This window comes from Marinobacter sp. LV10R510-11A (genome assembly GCF_900215155.1).
Classification (GTDB): domain Bacteria; phylum Pseudomonadota; class Gammaproteobacteria; order Pseudomonadales; family Oleiphilaceae; genus Marinobacter.
Map to the genome: position 1 here is coordinate 136094 of NZ_LT907980.1, position 20861 is coordinate 156954.

The window sequence follows — 20861 nt, forward strand, 5'->3', positions numbered from 1 at the left end:
AAGCAGGGACAGATTTGAAATCTGTCCCAAGGAGGAAACTAAAGTAAAGCGGGGACAGATTTATAAATCTGTCCCCAGGGAGTAAAGCCAGCACCAAAGTGGGGACAGACTTTAAGTCTGTCCCCGGCCGGCTCTTGAAACCGGCAACAAGGAATTGTTCAGCCACCCGGAGTTTGTTCAGCAGTTGATCGAAGGGTTTGCCCCGTTCGATGCGCCAGACACCGTTGAGTGGGGTCTTTGGCGTCGAGAATGCCGGCCACAGCTGGGAGGCTTTGCAGCAGGCGGTGGATCAGCTCAACAGTTTGGTGGAGGACAGAGATATGTTGGCAGAGAACTTAGAGAATCTGGTTAAAAAAGAACGGCTTGAGGGCATGCTGGCAGGGCGCCAGGAAGGCCGTCTAGAAGGCCGTAAAGAAGGTCGCCAAGAAGGTGAGCACATGAAGGCTGAACAAATCGCCCGTAACCTGATCAGCCGTACCGAGATGAACGACCAAGTGATTGCAGAGATTGCTGGTTTGACGGTTGATGAAGTCAGTCGGTTAAGGCCAGAGATCAAGCACTGACCGAAATTCAATGTGAATTACAAACATGACAAGGGCAGCCCATTGGCTGCCTTTGCTGTATCTATGTAGAGGTAACCACGACGCATCAACGCATCATGACGCATGCTCGTTCTTTCTGATTTTCATGGACAGGCACTCCTTCCTGCGGAGGCGCTAGACAGTCAGGATGCCATTGCGATATTTCTTGCTGATGCACTGGAAACCGGTGATTCTGGCTATATAGCTAAGGCGATGGGGGTAGTGGCTCGCGCCAAGGGTATGGCAGAACTGGCACGTGAAACCGGTCTTTCCCGTGAACAGCTTTACCGCTCATTCAGTGGGCAGGGCAACCCTACGCTGAAAACCATGCTTGCGGTAACGCGAGCGTTGGGCGTGGACTTGACGACTCGCCCACACCAAGAACCTGTAGTGGTGCAAAATCCCCAGGCGTGAGACCGGTTCAGCAAAAAAGGGTCGTCCGGGTACGCCGCTAGGCCACTCTTCGGCGTTCTTTGCGATAGTCGCCTCAAAAGCCGTGGCCCGCTCGCACAAACGTAACAAACGTATGGCGTCTAATCACGGTTGCAAAAGCCGGGACAGACTTTAAGTCTGTCCCTGGCTGGCCGGCTTCTGGAGTCGGCAACAAGGACGTTGTTATGATCAACATTTCCCACCACGGCGCTGTTTCGGGCGTCACTGGCTCCTGCCACGAATTGCTGGTTGGCCAGTCCGACAAGCAAGCTGTATCCAGTCTGTTGTCTTGCCATGGAAAAATTAATCACAGATCTGTGCGAGTACGTCTCTGAGGTAGCCGGTCTCTCCATATTGGTGTCGGGGCCTTTGAGCGTTTCATTGCCCAACTACCTGGCCGGCAGTTACGACCTGTATGAGATTTCCATGGGTAAAGAGAGATTTCTGGGAGTGGCACTCAAATCTCCGGAAAGTTTTAAGCCGGTAGCGTTTGAAAAACATATGAGTAAGCTGATGGACGCTGTCGATGTAGCGGAATTCTGGCTCCTCATCGCCGCTGATCTTCCCAGTTACACCCGTCGACGTCTTGTAGCGCGCCAATCTGCTTTCGTGTTGCCATGGCGGCAGTTGCATTGGCCAGAGCTGGGCATGGCTGTTCAGGCCAGGAAGAAGCGGGAGCCGGGAGAGATATCTGATCGCTTCAAGCCAGCCACTCAGGCCGTTGTTCTTCATGGTTTAATTGAATCTGATGACGAGCCAGCAAGTGTTCAGGCACTGTCCAAGCGCTTGGGATACACCCCGATGACAATCTCCAGGGCTTTCGATGAATTGGAATCTGCAGGGCTCGGTTGCATTATCACGCGAGGTCGCGAGAGGTTGCTGAGCTTTCCCGAGGGCTCGGAGGCACTTTGGGAGCGAGCCCGCAAATATCTGCGAACCCCTGTAAGACAGGTTCGTAGGGTTCGTTTGGCCGAGATTAACGCTAGCAACCTCCCGCTGGCCGGCGAATCTGCATTGTCTCGAAGAACCATGTTGACGGCCCCCTAAGTTTCGAGAGCACTTCGCAAATTACCAGGACCAATACCTGCTTATAGGCGGTGCTGCGGCATGGCTATTACTGGATGAGGCCGGGCTGGATGCGCGAGCCACCAAAGATCTGGATATCGTTCTGGCGATTGAAGTGCTTGATCCCCGTTTCGCAGCCGCCTTTTGGGATTTCGTTGTGGCTGGTGATTACGAAATCTGCCAGAAAGGTAATGGTGAGCGAACATTCCCGCTGGGCCGAAGCGCAAATTCAATCTGCCGGTGTTCCAGAACTGGAGGTCTGGCTGGAAGCTATATTGACCTCGGATACGTTGGAGTCATTACTGAATCGGCATTAACGAAAGAGCTTAGCCCCTCTTTTGCGTTGCGCCTGGACGTGGCTTTGTGGGAGCCAAACAAGGGTCAGCTGCTGATCTACGCTGCGCTGGCGTTTATTTTTGTTGGTGGCAGCCGTATGAGCATGCGCATGCTGGTGCAGTACTCTTCCGGGCGTGATAAAGAGCGTGTGGGGATTTGGTGTGGAATTTGAAATCTGTCCCAGAGACACACGGCTATAACGTGTTGCGCTGTTCAAATAATGAACAGCCGGAGGCTGCACGGTAAACGACGAACGCTTTACGGGGGCGCCCGAGGTAGAGCTGGATTTCAGCAACACAGAGATTAAAGCCTTCTCAGGAAGAGATGCGCTTGAACTTCAAAGAACAATGAGAGATGAGTGGTAGTTACCCAAAGGGCGTTACAGGCCCGACAGCGATGTTAATTTGGCAGTTTTGTTCCGTGGTGAGCCTGAAGATTTTCTCGAACTAGAATTGTACGCCCATAAGGCGTACAATTTACCATGTATTTTGAAATCTAAAAGGAGTATCGCATGCTGGCTTCAACGACTTCAAAAGACAGCCCAGAGGCTGGGAAGCGTAACACCGCTCGCTTTAACTTTCGTACAACTGAACATATCAAAAAAATGGTTGAACGTGCAGCAGCGATGACAGGTCAGGATGTGTCGGCGTTCGCAATCGATGCCGTTTATCAGCGTGCCATTGCCACGATACAGGCCCATGAGGTGACACATCTAAAACCCGAGGATCATCATGCCTTTTTTGATGCCTTGAAGAGCCCTCCCACCCCAACGGAAAAACTGCGTGCCGCCTTTATTCAACATGATCAGAGGGTGGTTGAGCGCTGATGCGGAGTGGAATAGTTATTGAGCCGCTCGACGTGAATAAACACGATCGAGCGGCTTTTGGGTCTGGCGTTGAACAAGTTGATAACTTCCTGAAGAAAACAGCAGGGAAGCTTATGAAAGGAGGAACGGCGAGGATATTTGTAGCCACAAGTCCCAATGATAATCCCGAAGAAATTCTCGGCTTCTATTCGATCAACGCACATAGCGTGGATTATGGTGACCTTCATAATCGCTACCGGCGATATGCGTTGCCCGACGGGAAAGTACCCGCCGCGTTCATAGGCATGATGGGGGTTACGTCTTCCGCTCAAAGCCAGGGATTAGGCGGCTTGCTCCTTGCCGACGCGCTCAAAGGCGCTTACATCGCTTCATATAGGGTAGGAACGGCGATGGTTCTACTTGATGTTCTCGATTGTGGAAACTCGGCTGATGTAGCTCGAAGACAAACGCTGTATAACAGTTTTGGGTTTCAATGCTTGCCATCGCATCCGCTAAGAATGTTCCTGCCAGTAGCAACGATAGCCCAAATGTACAAAGAGCCCTAAGTGGAGTTCCAGGCCAAAGTAGGGACAGATTTCAAGTCTGTCCCTGGCTGGCCGGCTTCTGGAGTCGGCAACAAGGAGGTTGTTATGATCAATATTTCCCACCACGGCGCCGTCTCTGGCGTTACTGGCTCCTGCCACGAATTGAGTATTACTCCCCCTTGATCACATTCGTGCGCTGGTGGTTACCCACGTGCACATTGACCACGTTGGCCGCATACCGTATTTGCTGGCGGCGGGGTTTAACGGGCCGATTATATGCTCTGAGCCTTCAGCCATTATGTTGCCGGAAATTCTGGAAGACGCGCTGGATATTCGTTTTCAACCGGCAGGGCACATTCTGGGTTCGGCTTATGTAGAGTGTGATGTTACTGCGGCGGGGCAAGCGGGCGAACGCATTGTGTTTAGTGGCGATTTAGGAGCTGCCCACGCGCCGTTGCTGACGGCACCGGTGTCGCCAGAGCGTGCTGATCGGCTGGTGATTGAACAGCATTAGCGCTGCATTCCCTTTCCATACGAAGTTTGGTGAGGGTTAAGCGCCTTTTTGGTTTTCGATGTATTGCTTTATAGTCGAAAGCGGTGCGCCACCGCAGGTGATTACGCAGTAGCTTTTCGACCAGAAAACTGGTTTCCAGTAATAGCTATTAACGTGGTCGGCAAACTCTTTCCTGATTCTTCGAGAGGTTCCCGTTTTCAGGGCGTTCACAAAATCAGCTACGGCGTATTTGGGGGGTAGTTCCATCAAAATATGGATGTGGTCAGGCTCGCCGTTTACCTCAAAAAGCTCCCCCTCCCAAGCGCTCACACGCTCAGAAATCAGTTCAGACAGGCGAGCTAATATGCCCTCGTTAATGACCGGGTTTCGATACTTTGTCACAAGAACCAAGTGATACTTTGTGTTGTATACGCAATGGTGCTGAGCTTTCAGGGTTGTTTTAGACATAGGAACCAATTATATTAGGATTCATGGATAAGCGCAAAATCAATTACAAGCTCTACCCCAGCCAATCGCAATCTGAGCGGTTGCTTGAGAGCTTGCGCTTACACCAACAACTTTATAATGCCGCACTACAAGAGCGTATCGACTGTTACCGAAAAACCGGAAAGTCGATATCCTATAACGACCAACAAGCCAGTTTGACTCAGATCCGCGCCGACCATCCCGAATACAAAGCCATTCCGGTTTACATTACCCGAATGACGCTTCGCCGCCTGGACAAAGCGTTCAAAGCATTTTTTGAGCGCGTAAAGAAAGGCCAGGCTCCGGGGTTCCCCCGCTTTCGCTCACTCAGCCGGTTTTCCAGTTTTGAGATGTGCGGTGGCAGCGGCTGGGCGTTTATTCCCGAGGCGAACGGTAAGCACGGCAGGCTTTCGATCAACGGCATTGGCCGCATCAAGGCTCGGGGGAAGGCTCGAACTCTGGGAAAGGTCAAAACTAGCCAGGTTATCCATAAGCACGGGCAGTGGTTCTTATCAGTTACCGTCGAATGTGAGCCTGTGCGGGCCTGCAAAGGCCAGAAAGCTTGCGGGTTCGATTGGGGCGTGGAGTATTTAGGCACGGTTACGCACGAAAACGGCGAGCATTACGCGATCGAGAACCCACGTTACTACCGGGACTCCAAAGAGAGCTTGCTGCCGATGCAGCAGGCTGTATCACGCAAAAAGCGAGGTTCCAACCGGTGGAAGCGGGCCTGTAAAGTTCTGACTCAAGCCAGAGCTAAGGTTGCCCGGCAGCGCCACCACGATCACCATCAACTGAGTCACGATCTCGCGAAGGAGTACACGCTCTTTGCCACGGAAAAACTGACCATTCGGAACATGACCCGAACGGCAAAAGGCACACTCGACAAGCCAGGGAAAATGGTCAAGCAGAAGTCCGGGTTAAACCGGGAGATACTAGACACCGCGCCGGCAAAGTTGCTGGCCATGATTCACTACAAAGTCGAAGAAACTGGTGGTGAGTTTGTCGAAATACCCACTCGAAAAGCAAAGCCGAGTCAGCGTTGCCCTGCCTGCTGGGAGGTCGTAAAAAAGACGCTCAGCGAACGAACGCATCAGTGCGATTGCGGCTGTACCATGCCGCGTGACGCGGCGAGCGGCCTTGTGGCTATCAAGTGGGCTTTAGGTTTGGGCGGAAACTCGCCCAATGCAGGTCACTCTGCAAAACCGCTTCTAAGTGTGGCTTAGTGGCGGTAGTTTATATTACAAAAGGCTCAGTATTCGATGCCATTGAAGAGGATGTGGCTGCGGCGGAAGTGCTGAAGGTTAAGGCGGCTTTAATGGATTGCATTCGTAATTACATTGCCTCGAATGGTTTAACTCAGCGGCAAGCAGCGGATTTGATGGGAGTGCAGCGTTCAAGAATCGGTGATGTCGCGCGCGGCCATGTCAGCGTGTTCTCAATCGACGCCTTGGTTTCTATGGCTGCACGAGTAAACCTGCATCCAGTGAAAATCGCTGCTTAAGGCCTTGGAGCACCGAAGCCTTTTGCATGCGGCTGGTCTTTCAGCTTAAGCAGTTCCAGCGCTTCTGGAGTAAACTCGACTGTGTACACCATTAAGTTTATGAAGTGGAATTCTGGTGTTTTGCTGACAATCGGGCACGCACTTGGTCAGCGCTGAGCGCTCGCAAGCCATCGCGAATTACTTCGCTTTCAGTGGCGTATTCGCCAGCGGCAACCTTGGCTTTTACTACGTCGGCCATCTGGTTGGGTAGAGTAATGCTGAATTGTTGAGTAGTACGCATGACGGGCCTCCCGCAAAAGATAGGATTTAATCCTACTCCATCCTGCGTAGATAATCACGGTTGTAAAAGCAGGAACGGATTTGTGAAAAATTATGGAAAAATTCATGGACAGGCGCGCGCGCTCTAGTCTTTTTATTCCCTCCTACTGCGCATAATTCGGCGTTATGGCACGGCTGATCCAATGACAACCATATTCCAGGTCTGCAAGGTCTGTAGTGGTGCATCAGGGGAGGGGTGTTGGGTTCCTGTGGTAAACTTCAGGCATCGAGATAGGAGGACGCATGGCAACGAATCACCACGACACCGGTTACAAGGAATTGTTTAGCCACCCGGAGTTTGTTCAGCAGTTGATCGAAGGGTTTGCCCCGTTCGAGATCGCGGATCTGATGGACTTCAGTACACTCAAGAATCACAGCGGCAATTACATTACGCCGCTGTTCGAGGAGAAGTTCGAAGACGTCGTGTGGTCTGTTTCTACGACCACCTGCTGAAGAACAAGGTGACAACACCAAAAGGTGGGTTGCCGCCAGTATTCCCTATCGTGCTTTACAATGGTTCGCAGCGCTGGACCGCAGAGCAGGCTGTGGATCGGGTTGTGGCGATCATACAGTCGGATCGGAACAAAGATCGTACCGACAGAATCATTACTCGTTGGCTCAAACGCCATTTGCAGCGACTTGGAGCTGAAGTACACTTGGATCAGCTCAACAGTTTGGTGGAGGACAGAGATATGTTGGCAGAGAATTTGGAGAACCTGGTTAAGAAAGAACGGCTTGAGGGGCGTCAGGAGGGCCGTCAGGAGAGCGATTGGCGCGCATTAGAAGAAAAGCGTAAAACCGTTCGTCATCTTCTTTCATTTGGCGTGCTCAGTAACGATCAGATTGCAGTAGCGACGGGGTTATCGGTTGACGAGATCGTCAAGCTGCGAATTGAAGACAAGCATTAATAGAAGAAAAGCAGGGACAGATTTGAAATCTGTCCCGAAGGCCCCAGAGCAGGGACAGACTCAAAGTCTGGCCCTGGCCGGCTTCTGAAACCGGCAACAAGGAGGTTGTTATGATCAATATTTCCCACCACGGCGCCGTTTCTGGCTCCTGCCACGAGTTGAGCATTATCCCTTCTAACCGATCGTATCCCTCCTCCGGTATTCTGACTGACTGCGGCTTGTTTCAGGGCGCAGACCCACTAACCACAAAACCTTGATTGTGGGCTTGCCGGCGTTTGCCTTGAGCCACTTGGAAGAGGCGGTGCGTAGCCATAGGGTCAAACGCTTGCTGTTAGTGGTGGATGCGGATACGGACGTGAACCGCCGCGGGTGGCTCGATTGGTTCTGAGCTGTGCCGGCAGATTATTCGCCACCAGCCCAAGTGCCTGGTGTTGTTTGAGCAGTCTGAGTTTGCCTTGTACGCGATTGAGCGCGAGCTTCAGCAGATCAATCTGGTGGAACCTGAACGTGTGCGTTCACCCATTGTTGGGCAGTGTGGTGCACCGCCGCCGCTGTGAAGCGGTAAGGCCCACCAATGTGATGGGCGCCAGTAAACGTATGGCGGAGTTGGTGTTCAGTGGCCTGCGCCCTGGTGAGAAACTGTTCGAGGAGTTGTTGATTGGTGATGACCCTCAGGGTACCTCGCACCCGCGCATTATGATGGCGCGAGAAGTATCTATGGCTTGGGAGGATTTGGAAGCTGTGTTAAGTAAGCTTTCGCGGGCTAGCCAGGAATTTGATTGCAAGCAGGTTGTAGAAACGCTTAAAAGTGCGCCGACGGGGTTTACGCCGAATAGTAATGTGGCTGATTTGGTTTGGTGCAATGGCGGCAGTGATTTGGCGGTTGATCATGAGAGCACAGGAAAGGTACACCGGCTTCCTGTTTGATTAAAGTTCGGAGGTGCTTGCCCCCCCCCTCTCCCCCAGCCCCTCTCCCGCAAGGGGTGAGGGGAGCTACACACTCGAAGCCTGAGGGTGCTGTAGCTGGTCTCGCCATCGCAGTAAAAGCCCCTCACCCCTTGCGGGAGAGGGGTTGGGGAGAGGGGGGGTGGTATTAAAATGTACAACAAGGACTGTTGAAGATGATAAACATAACCCATCACGGCGCCACCACCGGCGTCACTGGCTCCTGCCACGAACTGACCCTCCGTTCTGAACAAAACGCTCCCGCCGGCATTCTAATTGACTGCGGCCTGCTTCCAATCTCTCCGTTGATTTCCCTCTTGAGCATATTCGTGCCCTGGTGGTTACTCCGCCCATGCTGGGCAATCGGATTTAATCCGTTTTATTGAGGGTATTGCGACGAAGCCCGCGGAGATTCGTATTGTGCACGGGGATGAGTCGGCAAAGCGGGCGTTTAAACAGTGCCTTGTTGAATTGAATTATCCGAGTGTGTTGATACCCGATCAATAAATGTTTAAACGGGTATGTTGCTTTGTTAAAGACGGGTAAATGAATAGTCTTTGCCATATATAATTCGATGACTTATTATTGCCGTGGATTTCAGTAAGCCCTTGAGTCGTTTTACACGGTTTGAGTTTTAGAAGCCTCATGTTGAATGTAGAAAAAATAAGGTTTTAATTCCATGGCAAAGATTAACGATTACTACCAGAAGAAGCAGCTTATGGAAAAGCTTACAGCCGAGATTAATCAGCTGGAGCAGGATCAGTCACTGAAGCACGAGCTGGCATTTGAGAACAGCATTCGTGAGTTGATGGCAGAGTATGATAAGTCTCCGAAGCATGTGCTTCAGATTCTGGCAGCGATTGATCCTTCCATTGTCGGCGCTAAGGCAGAAGGCAGCACCGGCACCCGCGCCAAGCGCCCCATGAAAACCTATAAGAACCCGCACACAGGCGAAGAAGTTCAAACCCGTGGCGGTAATCACAAGGTTTTGAATGAGTGGCGTCAAAAGCACGGCAAAGAAGCGGTGCAGAGCTGGCAGCAAGACTGATCAGTCGAATATAAAAGTTGTAAAAAAAGCAGTAAAAAAGAGGGGCCAGGTGAATAATCATCTGGCCCCTCTTTTTGTTCCAATCAATGCTATTCAAAAACAACCACGCAATTTCTTCCGTTTTTCTTTGCGGCATACAAGGCTTCGTCTGCTTGCTGCATCCACTTCATATGGTTTTTCGGCCTGTCGGTTAATTGCGCTATGCCCACGCTCACCGTATAACGAACGGGTGCAACAGAGGTTTGAACCACGCTTTTTTCTATGGCGTCTCGTATTCGCTCACATATTATGCGAGCGCCTTCGGCATCGGTTTCTGGTAATACAACGCCAAACTCTTCACCGCCATAACGGCCAATACTGTCAGATTGTCGCAAATTGCTTCTGGCGGTTTCAGCGGTGTGTTTGATCACTTCATCGCCAGCCAAGTGGCCGTGGGTGTCGTTCACTTTTTTGAAGAAGTCGATATCAAACATCACAAGGCTGGTTGCTTGGCCGTAGCGGCGAAACCGTTCGAACTCCGCATCCACCAGGTTCTCCCAGGTGCCGCGGTTTAGCAGGCCGGTTAACAGGTCGGTCATGCTGAGTTTCGCGAGTTGCTCATTAGCCCGCTCTAGTGCGCGCTTGCCAGTGGCGATATCGGTTACGTCGTACACCATTAGGCATATCTTCTCCACCTGCCCGGTACTGCCTGACAACGGGCTGATAGTGAGGTTCTGGAACATATGGTCTTCCGTTCCGGTAATGGGGCGCGTATTGCGGAACCGGAACAGGTAGGGGCGTTGCTCCCAGGATGTAAACGCCCGGGTGTTCAGCAGTGCCACGGAATCCACTTTGCGGGTTAGCCAGGCTTTTGGGATGTCGGGGAATAGTTCGAACAGTACCTGGTTGCGGATTTTGCTGGCGGTGATGCCGCTGTGGTTTTCCATAAAGCCATTCCAGGCCTGCACCCGAAATTCCAGGTCCAGCACTACCAGGCCAACCTCAACGGATTCCAGCATGTCCACCAGCCAGTGGAAGGATTGAGCTTCAAGTTCGTTTATGGGCATGGTTCATTCCACCAGATATTGGAGACGTTGTTCAAGGAAGGGCACAGAATCTTCCGTGAGCAGCACCAACATGTCGCACTGTATATTCCGTTCTTCAAGTGTGTAGCTTATTTCAATGCACAGGAGTTGTTCGTCTCTGGAGTTTTGATGTTCGAGCAGTTCTGTGACCTGTCGGTGCTGGCCTAATACGCTGGGATGGCCCAGGCCGAGTTTAAGATCCAGCTGGTCGCCAATGCCTTTAAGGAAGGCGCCAAACAGGATGCTGGACATATCCATCAACACTTCTACGTTTACGGATTCGCCTTCGAGGGTGTCGTAGTGGAGCAGTTCGGCCATTTCCCGGAAGCTGGCGTCTGCAAACAGTAACAGCGCCTCGCCGGCAATACCTGCGCCGGTGAAACCCTGGCACACGGCAGAGTAGGTATCACTGTCGCCGGCGGCAGAAATGGCCATGTGGAGTTCGGAGTTGGCAATAAAGGCGACTTTCGGGATGGGCTGTTTCACGAATACCCGCAACAGCCGGGCAAGTAGGTCTGAGGAGCGCCCCATGGCGACGTTGGAGATTTCCTGCAGGTAGTCGTTCAATGAAACGGAGATTTCTTGTGCCTGGGATTCGTTGCTTGGGTTGAGTTGCCCATCGCTCAGCGCCGCACTTTCTAGATCGCCAGGGCGATAAAAGCCATAATCCGCAAGCAGGCTAAGGACAAGGCCCATGTCTGTGGGCTTTTTTATGAAATCGATGGCGCCGAGCTTACGCACCCGTTCCCGGGCTTCTGGCTGTATGTCGCCAGAAACTACGATGGTCATTATCGGCAAGTCTTCGGCCTGCACGTGTTCCAGAACCTCGTAGCCGTCCATTTGTGGCATGTTGAGGTCGAGAAACATCAAATCGGCCTGCCGCGCGCGTAGCATTTCAAGGGCTTCCACGCCGTTAGTGGCAAACAGAATCTTATCGGCCAACCCAGTGGGTAGGGCCCGGGCCATCTGTTTTCTGGCAAGTGCGGAGTCGTCGCAGATGAGTATGCGGGTGGTCATGATTGCGGCCAGCGGGGGATGATTAACGATGCCCCAATTATAACAGCACGCTTAACTATGTACACGTAAACGACACCTTTTGGGCGGCTTCAAAACGGCTGCAGTGTAACGGTTTGTTATCCGCGTTTGTGACTAAGCTCACTCTATAGCGCGAGCTGTCTCCGCTATAGTGTACGTGTTAAAAACAAAAAGTAAGTGAGTATTGCAAGCACAAGCCGCTTGCGTGATGCAGTACACTTAAACTGGCCCTTCAACCCTTAATCCGAGACATTGCTATGAGACATCACGCGTATGGATACGCTGCCCTCATCACGTTCTGCCTAGGTATGGTGCCTGTTGCCCAAGCTGAACTGGAGCCCATATCTGAATCGGCGATGGGTGATGTGACGGGTCAGGCGTTTATGCAGATTGAGAATATTTCCGGAGTGGCTCACGAATACACGCGCATGACATTGGGTATGGATGTTGATACGCGGGTAAATATTGATGACATTCAGGTTGGCCAGATTGATGGTGGTGCAGATTTTTCCGCCCAGCATTTAGCCTTGGGCCATATTGCCCGTGATGATGGCGAGCAGTTTAACGGCGTTACTTATAATGCGGGTGATATCATTCCCTTCGAAGCACGGAAGCCATATATCGAACTGGCTGAAGACAGCGCTGGGCTGGCCGGTTTTCGCATGGGCTTTGAGCAGGCTCGGGGGTCGGTTTCTTCTTCTACCGCGAGTTTCAGTGGCAATATCGGTATGAAGATCGAATCTTCCGGCCAGGTCTACGACGCTATGTTGTTTGACGGTGTAGATGGGGCTGCGACGAACAAACGCGCCACTCACATCGGCCTTGCGCCTAATAGCCCCGGCCAAGCGGCAGGTTGCAACATTAGTGCTGATTTAGCCAACTGTGCTCCGTTAACCAATCTTAGATCTGTGACCGTTGGCGAAGATACAGGCGCGGGCGATGGCACGATTGGTTTTACCGATGGCTTTTTCATTGGCTTTCAGCGCGACGATAATATGGAATGGCAAACCCTCGATGGTGCGAACGTTATTGATGTTGGCCAAGGCGTGTTCATCAACCTGCCAACCAATATGACGGTTGATTTGACCAACCTCACCGGTGCGGGCATCGACCGCCTGCGTACTCATCAGGTGGATATGGGTACTAACCTGTTTTGATTTTGCTAAACTCCTGAACCTAATGATTCATAAGTCGGGAGTCTTCTTTTGATCCGCTCTTTTTATTGGCATGATTACGAAACCTTTGGTGTCGACCCGGTTCACGACCGCCCCTCGCAGTTTGCCGGCGTGCGAACCGATGCGGATCTGAATATTATTGAAGATCCGTTGGTTATCTACTGCAAACCCACCGACGACTACCTACCATCACCGGAAGCCTGCCTGATTACCGGCATCACCCCGCAGAAAGCCATGCAAGAAGGCTACCCAGAAACCGAGTTCATCGCCCAGATAAACGAAGCGTTCAGCCAACCGGGTACCTGCGTGGTGGGCTACAACAGCCTGCGTTTTGACGACGAGGTAACCCGCCACACGCTTTACCGCAACCTGCAAGACCCTTATGCCCGGGAGTGGCAGAATGGCAATTCTCGCTGGGACATTATCGACATGGTGCGGCTGACCTACGCCTTGCGGCCAGAAGGCATAAACTGGCCGCGCAAGGACGATGGTAGCCCCAGCTTCAAGCTGGAAGCGCTGACCACTGCCAACGGCATTGCCCACGAAGCCGCACACGATGCCATGTCGGACGTGGAAGCCACCCTGGCCGTTGCCCGGCTGATCCGGGAAAAGCAGCCAAAGCTGTTTGATTTTGTGTTGAACAACAAAGACAAACATTCTGCCCGGGCCATGCTGGATACTGTGGCGATGAAGCCCGTATTCCACATCTCCGCTAAATACCCAGCCACCCGCGGCTGTTGCGCCATGGTTGCGCCGCTTGTTGATCACCCCACGAATAAAAACCTGGTGATTGTTTACGACCTGCGGGAAGACCCAAGTGAACTGATCAACGCCACACCTGAGCAGATCCGCGAACGGGTATTCACGTCCCAGGCGCAGCTAGGTGATACGCGCCGGTTTGCGTTAAAAAGCGTGCAACTGAACAAGTGCCCGGTGCTAGCCCCCGCTAAGATGCTGTCTACGTTATCTGCCGAACGGCTGAAAGATCTGGATCTGGATGGCGATACACTTCGTGCCAATCGCGCACTGCTTAAAAAAGCTGAGGGTTTACCCCAAAGAATAGCCGAGGCCTTCGATCAGCCCTATGAAGGCGACCTGACAGACCCAGACGAACAGCTCTACGCCGGCGGCTTTATCTCACCTGCAGATCGCAGTGAACTGAACCGAGTGCTGAAAACCCCACCGGAATCACTGGTGGAAGAGCCCTTCAATTTTAAAGATGAGCGTTTGCAGGAGCTACTATTCCGCTATCGCGCCCGCAACTATCCGGATTCGCTATCGGGTGAGGAGATGGAGCGCTGGGAAGAGTTTCGGACTCAGCGGTTGATGGCGCCGAAGAAGGGTTGGTTGTCGCTTGAGGCTTTTGGGCTTGAGTTGCAGAGGCTTGCTAGTGATCCCGAACTGACGCCGCAGGCGCGGCAGGTTTTGGAGGATTTGCATTTGTATGGGGAGTCTTTGGTTCCTTATATCTGAAAAGGATGTTGGGCCTGCGGGCCCGCCACATTGCGCCCCCTCTCCCCAACCCCTCTCCCTCAAGGGGCGAGGGGCTTTTACTGCAACTCCCTCAGGCTCTAGGTGTTTAGCTCCCCTCACCCCTTGCGGGAGAGGGGTTGGGGGAGAGGGGGTGGTGCTGCTCCGCAGCACCACCACACAGCAATCACCAAACTCAGCCACGGATGGCCGTATGAACCAAGCCCTGTTTGCCAAACACCTCCGCCAAAACATGACCGACGCGGAAAAACGACTCTGGTTCCACCTGCGAGCCTACCGCCTGAACGGCAAGCGCTTCCGCCGCCAGCAACCCCTTGGGCCTTACATTGTCGATTTCGTGCATTTCGGCTCAAGGGTGATCGTTGAAGCCGATGGCGGTCAGCATAATGACTCATTAAGTGATGAGAAAAGGGACGCCTGGCTCAACTCGCAGGGGTTTCAGGTGCTGAGGTTTTGGAATCACGAGATTTTGAAGCAGGTTGATGTTGTGCTTTCGGTGGTTTATGAGGTGCTGGAGAGGCGGGGGGAGGTTGTGGGGAAGGGAGTAGTGGGTGTTGGGAGTTGATACGAACCCCCTCTCCCCAACCCCTCTCCCGCAAGGGGTGAGGGGCTTTAACTGCACCGCTTGCGGGCTCGCGAGGACTTATTGAGCTGCTCTCGGGCCTTGGATGTGTAGCTCCCCCGCCACCAAAATCACCGCCGCCGTTGAAAATACACACTCAAATTCTGCCCAACCACACTCTGCACCTCGCTCCCCAGTGCCTCTGCCTGAATCTGCGTTTGCACGGGCCGCGTGGCTAAGCTGTGGCCGTCTTCATCACGGGCCTTTACCAGCTTCCATTCCACCTCGTTACTCACCATCGCCATCAAGTCTTTCAGCTGCGCTTCATCTTGTGGCCGAAACCAGCGGTCGCGGCAGCCGCCTAGGCTATAGAAGTCGTCTTCATGGGCAAGTTCTTGCCACGTAGCATCTTTTCGGTTGGTTAGTACCATTTTGCGAAGTTGGCGCAGTGTAGAGCGGGTTGCGTGAAGGCCATGTTCTTTAATCAGCTTCCGCATTTGCTGGTCGCCGGTTGTTTGTTCGGCAATGGCGGTATGCAAATGTACGATGGCGCCGGAGCCGGATGCGCTGTTTACCAATGCAGCCAAGGAGAGTTCGGTCATGGCCGGGGAGGGTAGGCGGCCGACTTCAACCCAGTGTACTTGGTGGCCATCTGCCACAAACTGCTGGGCGATAGACCAGGGCCAGAACACGATGTTGTTGATTTCGGATTCCGCCGCCATGCGTGTGGCTTTGGCGGTGTTGGCCAGGGACTCATCTACGGCGATGACTTCTACGTCTGCCAAGTAGCGCGCAAGTTCCATGGCTCGCTGGCCAGATTGAGCGCCACAGACCATAACCCGCAAGGTGTCTGGCAGTTTGTCTGTGGTCAATCCCAATTCTATGGCCATCACGGACTTCAGGCTGCTCTCCGCGCGGTAAGCCAGTTTCGACCAAGTGGGCCAAGCTTGTGGAACGTCGGTTTTATCCAGGCACAGTTCTTCTGCTTTTTCATCAAAGTGTTGTTTAATGCCTTCTTCTTCGGCGCGGTGATAGTAGCTGGCGGCGAGAACCGGCTGAAGTGCCAACGGCCAGTCCACTAAATTCCACTGCCCAAGCTGTACCGCAAAATCCTGATGAAACAATGCGCCGTACATGGCGCTGATCATCAATGAACCAGTCAAGGCTTCTTGGGCTTCGCCCATCACAAGCTGTGCTTTTAGGCTGTCGTTCACGGCTGCTACGAGCCGCTCTTCGTCATCTTCTGCTGTCAGCGCATAGCCGGTGCGGTCTGCATACTGGGCTATGGCGAGGGTGAGTTGTTGTAGCTCGTCGCGAAGCTCAACGGTTTGGGCGACTTCCGCCAAAATGGCGCGGCGTAGCATGACTACAAGCTCTTCCACGGCTGGGTCTGGCATCAGTGTGTTTTGCAGCGCCAGAATCAGCAGTTCATCTGCACAGGCGGCATCCAGAAATATCTCTGCCTGAGGATTATCCAAGTCATATTGCTGGCGGATAATGGCACCCACAAAACGCCCGATTTCTTGATGGGGTAGGCCTTCGTGGCTTAGCAGGGCAATGGCATCCAGAGCCAAGCGGCTATCCGCTTTGTTTACGCTGAGGTGTTGGGCGCAGGTGAGCATGCCGCTATATACGGAATCCCATTCAGCGCCGGTTTCTAGCAGTTTGCGGTAATGCAGGTACGCCACATCAAACTGCCCCTGCAACCGTTTGGCATGGGCCACACCGCAAAAAGCGGCTGCGGATTGCCGGTCGCAATCCAAGGCTTGCAGAAAGTGCTGCTCCGCCAGAGCCGGGCGCTCAGTTTTTAATGCCCAGTAGCCTAGGTTGGCGTGTTGCTGCGCTTGGCCAGGTTGAACTTGCAGGCTAGCGTTGAAGAGGTCGTGGGCGTTTTCAAGTTGCCCGTCGTCCATCTCAACACGCCCCAGTAAACCCAAAGCGACGGCACTGTTTGGTTCAAGCGCAATCACCTCTTCCAGGTACACGCGGCATTCCTGCCGGGCCTGCAAGCGCTGGATATGGCTAAGCCCGCTGCTGTTAGACTCGCCGTAAGCAAGGTTGGCCTGCAGAAGCAGGCGAGCAGCCTGTGCCTGTTGGGCGCGGGATTCCTGGATGTGATGTTTGGCTTGCATGGGATACCTCATTTACCTGCCGCTATTGCGAAATGTGCGGCAAAGGCCTGCAGTTTTTTGATGGTTTGTGCTGCTTTTTATTAGATAAAGCGAAAGGCGTGCCAGATTAGAGGTGCTCACCAAAATCCATAGATTTGTGCAGTATGCGGAGGATTAGGATTTTTGTTGTCTGATTTTTGCGAGATCTACATCGTCCATAGTGGGAGAATAAAATTCCGTCATTTCCCTGTGAGTTCAGAAGCCCTGCTGGAGAGGTAGTCTGTGATCTCGTCACCAACACCGATGCTGACCGTGCGGCCTTCTTCGACATCCTGTAGGCCCTCAGCCACTGCTTCTCTTAAAGCTATGAGCTTCTGCTGATGCTGTAACTCTTTCTCTTCAACCAAGCGAAGTCCTTCACGAAGAACCTCGCTGGCATTCTGATAGCGGCCGACTTTAACAAGCGTGCCTACTAGATGTTCCTGGTGATCCGTTAAAACAATATTTCTCGTTGCCATGTTGAGACCTCCGGTTCAGTGATTGGCATATAATGCCATTCGTTAAGATGTGTGCCAAGTTTCTTCTGGCCCGAGCTAATTAGAAGTTCGTTAACTCTCATGCAGTACATGGAAGCCCTAGGCCGCCAAACGAGCTCGCGGAGCGTTGGGCCTCTCGGCGTTGCAAAATCTTATTTGCAACTAGATAATAGTTGCAAGCGTTGATCAGGCTGCACAGACTACATCCGGAGAAAGTATGTGGCCCGTTAATGGTTAAGGATGTAGTGCGTGTATTAAAAGCATGGGGTCTGTTATGAACAGCAACGTTATGAAACACAAAGGGCAGATAGGCTCTATTGAGCATGATTTAGAGCAAGGTGTGCTTTACGGAAAGCTTCTTTTTATAAACGATCTCGTAACGTATGAAGCTGAAAGCCTAAGGGGCTTAGAGTCGGAGTTCAGAATCTCAGTGGATGAGTACCTGGCTGATTGTGAGGGTCTGGGGCTTTCGCCCAACAAGCCGTTCAAAGGGTCGTTCAATATTCGGATTGGAAGGGATTTGCATCAGAAACTAGCGATAAAAGCAGCGGATGAGGGGCTTGGGTTGAATGAGGCGGTTCAGCGGGCCGTTGAGAAATTTGTAGTCGCGCAATAGTCGGGGAATTCAAGAGAAGTCCGAGTTCTGGGTACTCCAATTTCCATTGCCAATCGCTTGAGCTAGACTCAGGATCACTATGGTACACAGAGCGAAAACAACATGCCTAATCTGGACATGCTTCAGTTGCTACGTAATAAGCACGATGAAATTCGCCAGCTTTGTGAAAAGCACAAAGTGACTCAGTTGGCTGTGTTTGGTTCGGTAGTTACAGGAAAATTCAACGCATCCAGCGATTTGGATTTTCTCGTGGATTTTGAAGAAACGCTTTCAGCGAGAGACATAGCCGCTGCTTTTTTTGGGCTTAAAGAAGAGCTGGAGGTCATGTTCTCACGATCGGTAGATTTGGTTACCGCGTCCTCTCTGACCAATCCGTATTTTCGCAGCTCTGTGATGGAAGAAAGGCAGCCACTGTATGCAGCGTGAGGTTTTGATTCACGGCTATGCGACTATTGAACCACTGATCGTTTGGGGTGTAATCGAGAGTAACCTTGAATACTTGGTTGAACAGGTCACCGCTATTCTTGAGGGAGCTTGAAACATTATTAAGACACGCTTTTGTGAAGAAGGATCAGAAAATTCCGAAAAAAGAGTTGAAGTTAGCACTGGATGGATTGCGGGAGGTTAAACAATCATGAGTTTGGAAGCACTAAAACAGAAAGCGCTGCAGAACGAGATGGTTCGCACTGAATATGAAAAGCTGGCGGGTGAGTTTGACCTTATGAACCAAGCTAGTCTGGAGTGGGCTGCAGTGCGCGAATCGGCGGTTGAACGTGTAGTTTAGCTTGGGCAAGGTCATAATTTACCTGCATGGCAAGCCAAGCGCGGGCAGTGCTTACGCCAGCCATTTCCAAGCGCAAAGCCAGGTCAGGGCTAATTGCGGCGCGGCCATTCAATACGCGAGACAGGGCAACGCGAGACATGCCCAGCCGGGCGGCGGTTTCGGTGACTGACAAGCCAAGTTCCGCGACCACGTCCTCTCGCAGTAGTTCGCCAGGGTGCGGAGGGTTCATCATCATGGTGCGATCTCCTTTAGTGATAATCAACATAATTGACCAGTTCGACATCAACGCCAATAAAACGGAAGGTCACTTGCCAGTTGCCATTTACCGAAAGTGACCAATACCCCTTTAAATCACCTTTCAACTGATGCAGCTTGGATACCCCGGGTTGTTACTGTTTTATAAAAGGCCTCGAGCCCCTTGTGTCGGAATCCTGTGATCATTACAAGAGTGTATCTTGTAGCGTTACGGGATGCAATTTGCGCTGGATTGGGTGGGCATTGACAACGATGACATGGCCCAGATCCTCCATTTAAAACTGCGGAGACTTCATGACGAAAAGAAGCAACAACCTATACCAAATCAAAGTATCACTCATCGGAGCGAAACCACCCATCTGGCGGCGATTACTGATTGAGCCGGACACAACCTTTCAGGATCTTCACCGGATTATTCAGGTGGCGATGAGCTGGCAGGCTTCGCACCTGCATTTGTTCCAGGCTGAGGACGGCAGACTGGTGGGCGACTTGGCCGAAGATTTTGACGGCATGATGAATTTTGTGGATGAATCCACGGTGCCGGTCTCCAGCTTGCTGGCCAGGGAAGGGCAGGCGTTGAAGTATGAATACGATTTTGGCGATTCCTGGGAGCATGAGGTCGAGCTTGAAAAGATTCTGCCGGGCAATTCCACCGAACCAGTGCCCCAGTGCATAAAGGCCGTGCGGCAGTGCCCGCCGGACGATGTCGGGGGCTTGCCGGGGTTCTATGATTTTTTAGAAATCATGGAGGATATGGCGCACCCAGACCATGTTGCGGTAAGGGAATGGCTGGGCGGTGAGTGGTTTGATCCGGAGTTTGTGGATCTTGGCCAGATCAATGAAGACCTTCTCGAACGCCATGCCCTGTTTGCTGAAAGCGCTTACGACGCACCGCCACCAGCCAGCGACTTCTGTGGTCTGAACCCGAACCAGGTTCATGAGTTATTGCAGAACCCTCTGAACTGCCCCTCAGTCTTCAAACCTCTTTTCAATGCAGAAGCCGTGAACCAGGCACTCGATACCGCGCCGGTTATCCGCATGGCCAAGGTGTTGATCGACGCCATGGGAGATAAAGGCATTCGCCTGACCGGCAAGGGCAATCTTCCGTTGCGGCAGGTTCAAGCCATGATTCAGGCGGGCGGGGAAGAGATTGTTTTTCCCATGGCCAGATTTGGCAAAGTGCGTTCAGAGGAAAACGTTCTGGCCGTCCACCTCACCCGTGTGTTGCTGGACATTGCCGGGTTTACCAAAAAGCAAAAAGGCTACCTACTGCTGAAAAAGACTGCCGCAACCCGCCTGGCAAAAAAAGGTTGGCTTACGGTTTACAGAGACATTTTTGCCGCGGCGCTGTCACAGTTCAACTGGGCCTGGATGGATTACAGCGAGGGCCTGGAAGATGTGCAATACATAGGCCCATTCTGCTTCTGGCTGCTGTCAGAAAAGGGTGGCCAATGGCTGCCGGTTCAGGAATACCTGGCCGATATGCTCAAAGCCTTTCCACAGTTGCCTCTTGCTGCCTATCCCATGCCCTATGCGAGCGAGGAAGACCAAGTGAGGTGGGTGTTGAGTTCCAGAATGCTGATCCTTTACCGGATACTTGGGCTGATAGAGTTGAATCCGGAACAGACCCTGTTTCGCGAGGAAGATAAGCAGATGATGCGGCGGACGGCGTTGTTTGAGGGGATGTTTGTGAGGGTGTGATGTCTTTGGGGAAGCCCTATGAATTCGGTGTGGTTAAACAAAACAACCGAGCGCTTGGCCCGGTT

General features: G+C 52.4%; 29 protein-coding genes and 2 pseudogenes. 23 read left to right on the forward strand and 8 right to left on the reverse strand.

Going from position 1 to position 20861, the window contains the following annotated elements:
- The first annotated feature begins 209 nt into the window (after window positions 1–209).
- The 7 genes and pseudogenes from CPH80_RS00810 to CPH80_RS00840 all read left to right on the forward strand — a co-directional run.
- On the forward strand, window positions 210–563 hold the full coding sequence (locus CPH80_RS00810; protein WP_096275173.1) for a hypothetical protein: 354 nt from the start codon (window positions 210–212) through the stop codon (window positions 561–563).
- A gap of 102 nt (window positions 564–665) precedes the next feature.
- Window positions 666–995: an addiction module antidote protein gene (locus CPH80_RS00815; RefSeq protein WP_096275174.1), complete on the forward strand. Its 330-nt coding sequence runs from the start codon at window positions 666–668 to the stop codon at window positions 993–995.
- 312 nt (window positions 996–1307) lie between these two features.
- Window positions 1308–2060: a transcriptional regulator gene (locus CPH80_RS00820; RefSeq protein ID WP_096275175.1), complete on the forward strand. Its 753-nt coding sequence runs from the start codon at window positions 1308–1310 to the stop codon at window positions 2058–2060.
- Between the two features lie 133 nt (window positions 2061–2193).
- Window positions 2194–2586 (forward strand): hypothetical protein, encoded by a 393-nt coding sequence (locus CPH80_RS21465; RefSeq protein WP_157746825.1) that lies wholly within the window; start codon window positions 2194–2196, stop codon window positions 2584–2586.
- 339 nt (window positions 2587–2925) lie between these two features.
- On the forward strand, window positions 2926–3240 hold the full coding sequence (locus CPH80_RS00830; protein WP_096275177.1) for a DUF1778 domain-containing protein: 315 nt from the start codon (window positions 2926–2928) through the stop codon (window positions 3238–3240).
- 32 nt (window positions 3241–3272) lie between these two features.
- A complete protein-coding gene (locus CPH80_RS00835) occupies window positions 3273–3785 on the forward strand; it encodes a hypothetical protein (protein WP_227498960.1) in 513 nt (170 codons plus the stop codon).
- A gap of 84 nt (window positions 3786–3869) precedes the next feature.
- A pseudogene (locus tag CPH80_RS00840) lies at window positions 3870–4269 on the forward strand (MBL fold metallo-hydrolase); the annotation flags it as partial.
- A 45-nt stretch (window positions 4270–4314) separates the two neighbouring features.
- Here CPH80_RS00840 and tnpA read toward each other — a convergent pair.
- Window positions 4315–4725, reverse strand: a complete 411-nt coding sequence (gene tnpA / locus CPH80_RS00845; RefSeq protein WP_096275179.1) for an IS200/IS605 family transposase — start codon at window positions 4723–4725, stop codon at window positions 4315–4317.
- A 23-nt stretch (window positions 4726–4748) separates the two neighbouring features.
- Between tnpA and CPH80_RS00850 the strand changes: the two genes are divergently transcribed.
- Both CPH80_RS00850 and CPH80_RS00855 read left to right on the forward strand, forming a co-directional pair.
- Complete coding sequence (locus CPH80_RS00850; RefSeq protein ID WP_096275180.1) at window positions 4749–5969, forward strand: RNA-guided endonuclease InsQ/TnpB family protein; 1221 nt, start codon at window positions 4749–4751, stop codon at window positions 5967–5969.
- Window positions 5969–6247 carry a helix-turn-helix domain-containing protein gene (locus CPH80_RS00855; RefSeq protein ID WP_096275181.1) on the forward strand — a complete coding sequence of 93 codons (279 nt, stop codon included), beginning with the start codon at window positions 5969–5971 and terminating at the stop codon, window positions 6245–6247. Before CPH80_RS00850 ends, CPH80_RS00855 begins: the two co-directional genes overlap by 1 nt.
- A 97-nt stretch (window positions 6248–6344) precedes the next feature.
- On the opposite strand, the gene CPH80_RS00860 is transcribed toward CPH80_RS00855, so the two are convergent.
- On the reverse strand, window positions 6345–6527 hold the full coding sequence (locus tag CPH80_RS00860) for a type II toxin-antitoxin system ParD family antitoxin (protein WP_096275182.1): 183 nt from the start codon (window positions 6525–6527) through the stop codon (window positions 6345–6347).
- 281 nt (window positions 6528–6808) lie between these two features.
- Here CPH80_RS00860 and CPH80_RS22145 point away from each other — a divergent pair, with 281 nt between their 5' ends.
- The 7 genes from CPH80_RS22145 (at window position 6809) to CPH80_RS00885 (ending at window position 9466) form a co-directional block, all read left to right on the forward strand.
- The gene (locus CPH80_RS22145; protein ID WP_227520304.1) at window positions 6809–7018 is read left to right on the forward strand and encodes an Rpn family recombination-promoting nuclease/putative transposase; all 210 of its coding nucleotides are present in this window, start codon (window positions 6809–6811) and stop codon (window positions 7016–7018) included.
- Between the two features lie 104 nt (window positions 7019–7122).
- Entirely contained in the window at window positions 7123–7473 is a 351-nt protein-coding gene (locus CPH80_RS00865) for a hypothetical protein (RefSeq protein ID WP_413772278.1), read from the forward strand.
- Between the two features lie 110 nt (window positions 7474–7583).
- Entirely contained in the window at window positions 7584–7730 is a 147-nt protein-coding gene (locus CPH80_RS21810) for a hypothetical protein (protein WP_166671483.1), read from the forward strand.
- Between the two features lie 147 nt (window positions 7731–7877).
- Entirely contained in the window at window positions 7878–8030 is a 153-nt protein-coding gene (locus CPH80_RS23235; RefSeq protein ID WP_413772279.1) for a hypothetical protein, read from the forward strand.
- Window positions 7981–8400 (forward strand): polysaccharide biosynthesis protein, encoded by a 420-nt coding sequence (locus tag CPH80_RS23240; RefSeq protein ID WP_413772254.1) that lies wholly within the window; start codon window positions 7981–7983, stop codon window positions 8398–8400. Before CPH80_RS23235 ends, CPH80_RS23240 begins: the two co-directional genes overlap by 50 nt.
- Before the next feature lie 408 nt (window positions 8401–8808).
- On the forward strand, window positions 8809–8925 hold the full coding sequence (locus CPH80_RS00880; protein ID WP_264754855.1) for an MBL fold metallo-hydrolase RNA specificity domain-containing protein: 117 nt from the start codon (window positions 8809–8811) through the stop codon (window positions 8923–8925).
- 172 nt (window positions 8926–9097) lie between these two features.
- Window positions 9098–9466, forward strand: coding sequence for a histone-like nucleoid-structuring protein, MvaT/MvaU family (locus tag CPH80_RS00885; protein WP_096275184.1), 369 nt, complete (start codon window positions 9098–9100; stop codon window positions 9464–9466).
- An 89-nt stretch (window positions 9467–9555) separates the two neighbouring features.
- On the opposite strand, the gene CPH80_RS00890 is transcribed toward CPH80_RS00885, so the two are convergent.
- Together CPH80_RS00890 and CPH80_RS00895 are read right to left on the reverse strand one after the other, a co-directional pair.
- Entirely contained in the window at window positions 9556–10512 is a 957-nt protein-coding gene (locus tag CPH80_RS00890; protein WP_096275185.1) for a GGDEF domain-containing protein, read from the reverse strand.
- 3 nt (window positions 10513–10515) lie between these two features.
- On the reverse strand, window positions 10516–11547 hold the full coding sequence (locus CPH80_RS00895) for a response regulator (protein WP_096275186.1): 1032 nt from the start codon (window positions 11545–11547) through the stop codon (window positions 10516–10518).
- A 275-nt stretch (window positions 11548–11822) separates the two neighbouring features.
- Here CPH80_RS00895 and CPH80_RS00900 point away from each other — a divergent pair, with 275 nt between their 5' ends.
- The 3 genes from CPH80_RS00900 (at window position 11823) to CPH80_RS00910 (ending at window position 14796) form a co-directional block, all read left to right on the forward strand.
- Window positions 11823–12722 (forward strand): hypothetical protein, encoded by a 900-nt coding sequence (locus tag CPH80_RS00900; protein WP_096275187.1) that lies wholly within the window; start codon window positions 11823–11825, stop codon window positions 12720–12722.
- A gap of 48 nt (window positions 12723–12770) precedes the next feature.
- Window positions 12771–14213 carry an exodeoxyribonuclease I gene (gene sbcB, locus CPH80_RS00905; RefSeq protein ID WP_096275188.1) on the forward strand — a complete coding sequence of 481 codons (1443 nt, stop codon included), beginning with the start codon at window positions 12771–12773 and terminating at the stop codon, window positions 14211–14213.
- 154 nt (window positions 14214–14367) lie between these two features.
- Window positions 14368–14796 (forward strand): endonuclease domain-containing protein, encoded by a 429-nt coding sequence (locus tag CPH80_RS00910; RefSeq protein ID WP_227520306.1) that lies wholly within the window; start codon window positions 14368–14370, stop codon window positions 14794–14796.
- A gap of 128 nt (window positions 14797–14924) precedes the next feature.
- Here the strand turns inward: CPH80_RS00910 and CPH80_RS00915 are convergent, their stop codons facing one another.
- Complete coding sequence (locus CPH80_RS00915; protein WP_096275189.1) at window positions 14925–16925, reverse strand: hypothetical protein; 2001 nt, start codon at window positions 16923–16925, stop codon at window positions 14925–14927.
- A gap of 218 nt (window positions 16926–17143) precedes the next feature.
- The gene (locus CPH80_RS00920) at window positions 17144–17422 is read right to left on the reverse strand and encodes a type II toxin-antitoxin system ParD family antitoxin (protein WP_096275190.1); all 279 of its coding nucleotides are present in this window, start codon (window positions 17420–17422) and stop codon (window positions 17144–17146) included.
- 292 nt (window positions 17423–17714) lie between these two features.
- Here CPH80_RS00920 and CPH80_RS00925 point away from each other — a divergent pair, with 292 nt between their 5' ends.
- The 3 genes from CPH80_RS00925 to CPH80_RS21470 all read left to right on the forward strand — a co-directional run bounded on the left by CPH80_RS00925 (window position 17715) and on the right by CPH80_RS21470 (window position 18594).
- Window positions 17715–18056 (forward strand): type II toxin-antitoxin system HicB family antitoxin, encoded by a 342-nt coding sequence (locus CPH80_RS00925; RefSeq protein ID WP_227520307.1) that lies wholly within the window; start codon window positions 17715–17717, stop codon window positions 18054–18056.
- Between the two features lie 102 nt (window positions 18057–18158).
- The gene (locus CPH80_RS00930; protein WP_096275191.1) at window positions 18159–18482 is read left to right on the forward strand and encodes a nucleotidyltransferase family protein; all 324 of its coding nucleotides are present in this window, start codon (window positions 18159–18161) and stop codon (window positions 18480–18482) included.
- Window positions 18472–18594 carry a HepT-like ribonuclease domain-containing protein gene (locus CPH80_RS21470; RefSeq protein WP_227520308.1) on the forward strand — a complete coding sequence of 41 codons (123 nt, stop codon included), beginning with the start codon at window positions 18472–18474 and terminating at the stop codon, window positions 18592–18594. Before CPH80_RS00930 ends, CPH80_RS21470 begins: the two co-directional genes overlap by 11 nt.
- 193 nt (window positions 18595–18787) lie before the next feature.
- Here CPH80_RS21470 and CPH80_RS00940 read toward each other — a convergent pair whose 3' ends face one another.
- Together CPH80_RS00940 and CPH80_RS00945 are read right to left on the reverse strand one after the other, a co-directional pair.
- The gene (locus CPH80_RS00940; RefSeq protein WP_096275192.1) at window positions 18788–19075 is read right to left on the reverse strand and encodes a HigA family addiction module antitoxin; all 288 of its coding nucleotides are present in this window, start codon (window positions 19073–19075) and stop codon (window positions 18788–18790) included.
- A gap of 13 nt (window positions 19076–19088) precedes the next feature.
- Window positions 19089–19281: pseudogene (locus CPH80_RS00945) on the reverse strand (type II toxin-antitoxin system RelE/ParE family toxin).
- Window positions 19282–19389: 108 nt separating this feature from the next.
- Between CPH80_RS00945 and CPH80_RS00950 the strand changes: the two are divergent.
- Entirely contained in the window at window positions 19390–20796 is a 1407-nt protein-coding gene (locus CPH80_RS00950; RefSeq protein WP_096275193.1) for a plasmid pRiA4b ORF-3 family protein, read from the forward strand.
- Window positions 20797–20861 lie beyond the last annotated feature (65 nt).

What these genes read in the sequence shown, in the direction of transcription:
- CPH80_RS00810 (WP_096275173.1), top strand. Translation starts at nt 210, where the DNA reads ATGCGCCAGACACCGTTGAGTGGGGTCTTTGGCGTCGAGAATGCCGGC.
- CPH80_RS00815 (WP_096275174.1), top strand. Translation starts at nt 666, where the DNA reads ATGCTCGTTCTTTCTGATTTTCATGGACAGGCACTCCTTCCTGCGGAG.
- CPH80_RS00820 (WP_096275175.1), top strand. Translation starts at nt 1,308, where the DNA reads ATGGAAAAATTAATCACAGATCTGTGCGAGTACGTCTCTGAGGTAGCC.
- CPH80_RS00830 (WP_096275177.1), top strand. Translation starts at nt 2,926, where the DNA reads ATGCTGGCTTCAACGACTTCAAAAGACAGCCCAGAGGCTGGGAAGCGT.
- tnpA (WP_096275179.1), bottom strand. Translation starts at nt 4,725, where the DNA reads ATGTCTAAAACAACCCTGAAAGCTCAGCACCATTGCGTATACAACACA.
- CPH80_RS00850 (WP_096275180.1), top strand. Translation starts at nt 4,749, where the DNA reads ATGGATAAGCGCAAAATCAATTACAAGCTCTACCCCAGCCAATCGCAA.
- CPH80_RS00860 (WP_096275182.1), bottom strand. Translation starts at nt 6,527, where the DNA reads ATGCGTACTACTCAACAATTCAGCATTACTCTACCCAACCAGATGGCC.
- CPH80_RS22145 (WP_227520304.1), top strand. Translation starts at nt 6,809, where the DNA reads ATGGCAACGAATCACCACGACACCGGTTACAAGGAATTGTTTAGCCAC.
- CPH80_RS21810 (WP_166671483.1), top strand. Translation starts at nt 7,584, where the DNA reads ATGATCAATATTTCCCACCACGGCGCCGTTTCTGGCTCCTGCCACGAG.
- CPH80_RS00885 (WP_096275184.1), top strand. Translation starts at nt 9,098, where the DNA reads ATGGCAAAGATTAACGATTACTACCAGAAGAAGCAGCTTATGGAAAAG.
- CPH80_RS00890 (WP_096275185.1), bottom strand. Translation starts at nt 10,512, where the DNA reads ATGCCCATAAACGAACTTGAAGCTCAATCCTTCCACTGGCTGGTGGAC.
- CPH80_RS00895 (WP_096275186.1), bottom strand. Translation starts at nt 11,547, where the DNA reads ATGACCACCCGCATACTCATCTGCGACGACTCCGCACTTGCCAGAAAA.
- CPH80_RS00900 (WP_096275187.1), top strand. Translation starts at nt 11,823, where the DNA reads ATGAGACATCACGCGTATGGATACGCTGCCCTCATCACGTTCTGCCTA.
- CPH80_RS00915 (WP_096275189.1), bottom strand. Translation starts at nt 16,925, where the DNA reads ATGCAAGCCAAACATCACATCCAGGAATCCCGCGCCCAACAGGCACAG.
- CPH80_RS00920 (WP_096275190.1), bottom strand. Translation starts at nt 17,422, where the DNA reads ATGGCAACGAGAAATATTGTTTTAACGGATCACCAGGAACATCTAGTA.
- CPH80_RS00925 (WP_227520307.1), top strand. Translation starts at nt 17,715, where the DNA reads ATGAACAGCAACGTTATGAAACACAAAGGGCAGATAGGCTCTATTGAG.
- CPH80_RS00930 (WP_096275191.1), top strand. Translation starts at nt 18,159, where the DNA reads ATGCCTAATCTGGACATGCTTCAGTTGCTACGTAATAAGCACGATGAA.
- CPH80_RS21470 (WP_227520308.1), top strand. Translation starts at nt 18,472, where the DNA reads ATGCAGCGTGAGGTTTTGATTCACGGCTATGCGACTATTGAACCACTG.
- CPH80_RS00940 (WP_096275192.1), bottom strand. Translation starts at nt 19,075, where the DNA reads ATGATGATGAACCCTCCGCACCCTGGCGAACTACTGCGAGAGGACGTG.
- CPH80_RS00950 (WP_096275193.1), top strand. Translation starts at nt 19,390, where the DNA reads ATGACGAAAAGAAGCAACAACCTATACCAAATCAAAGTATCACTCATC.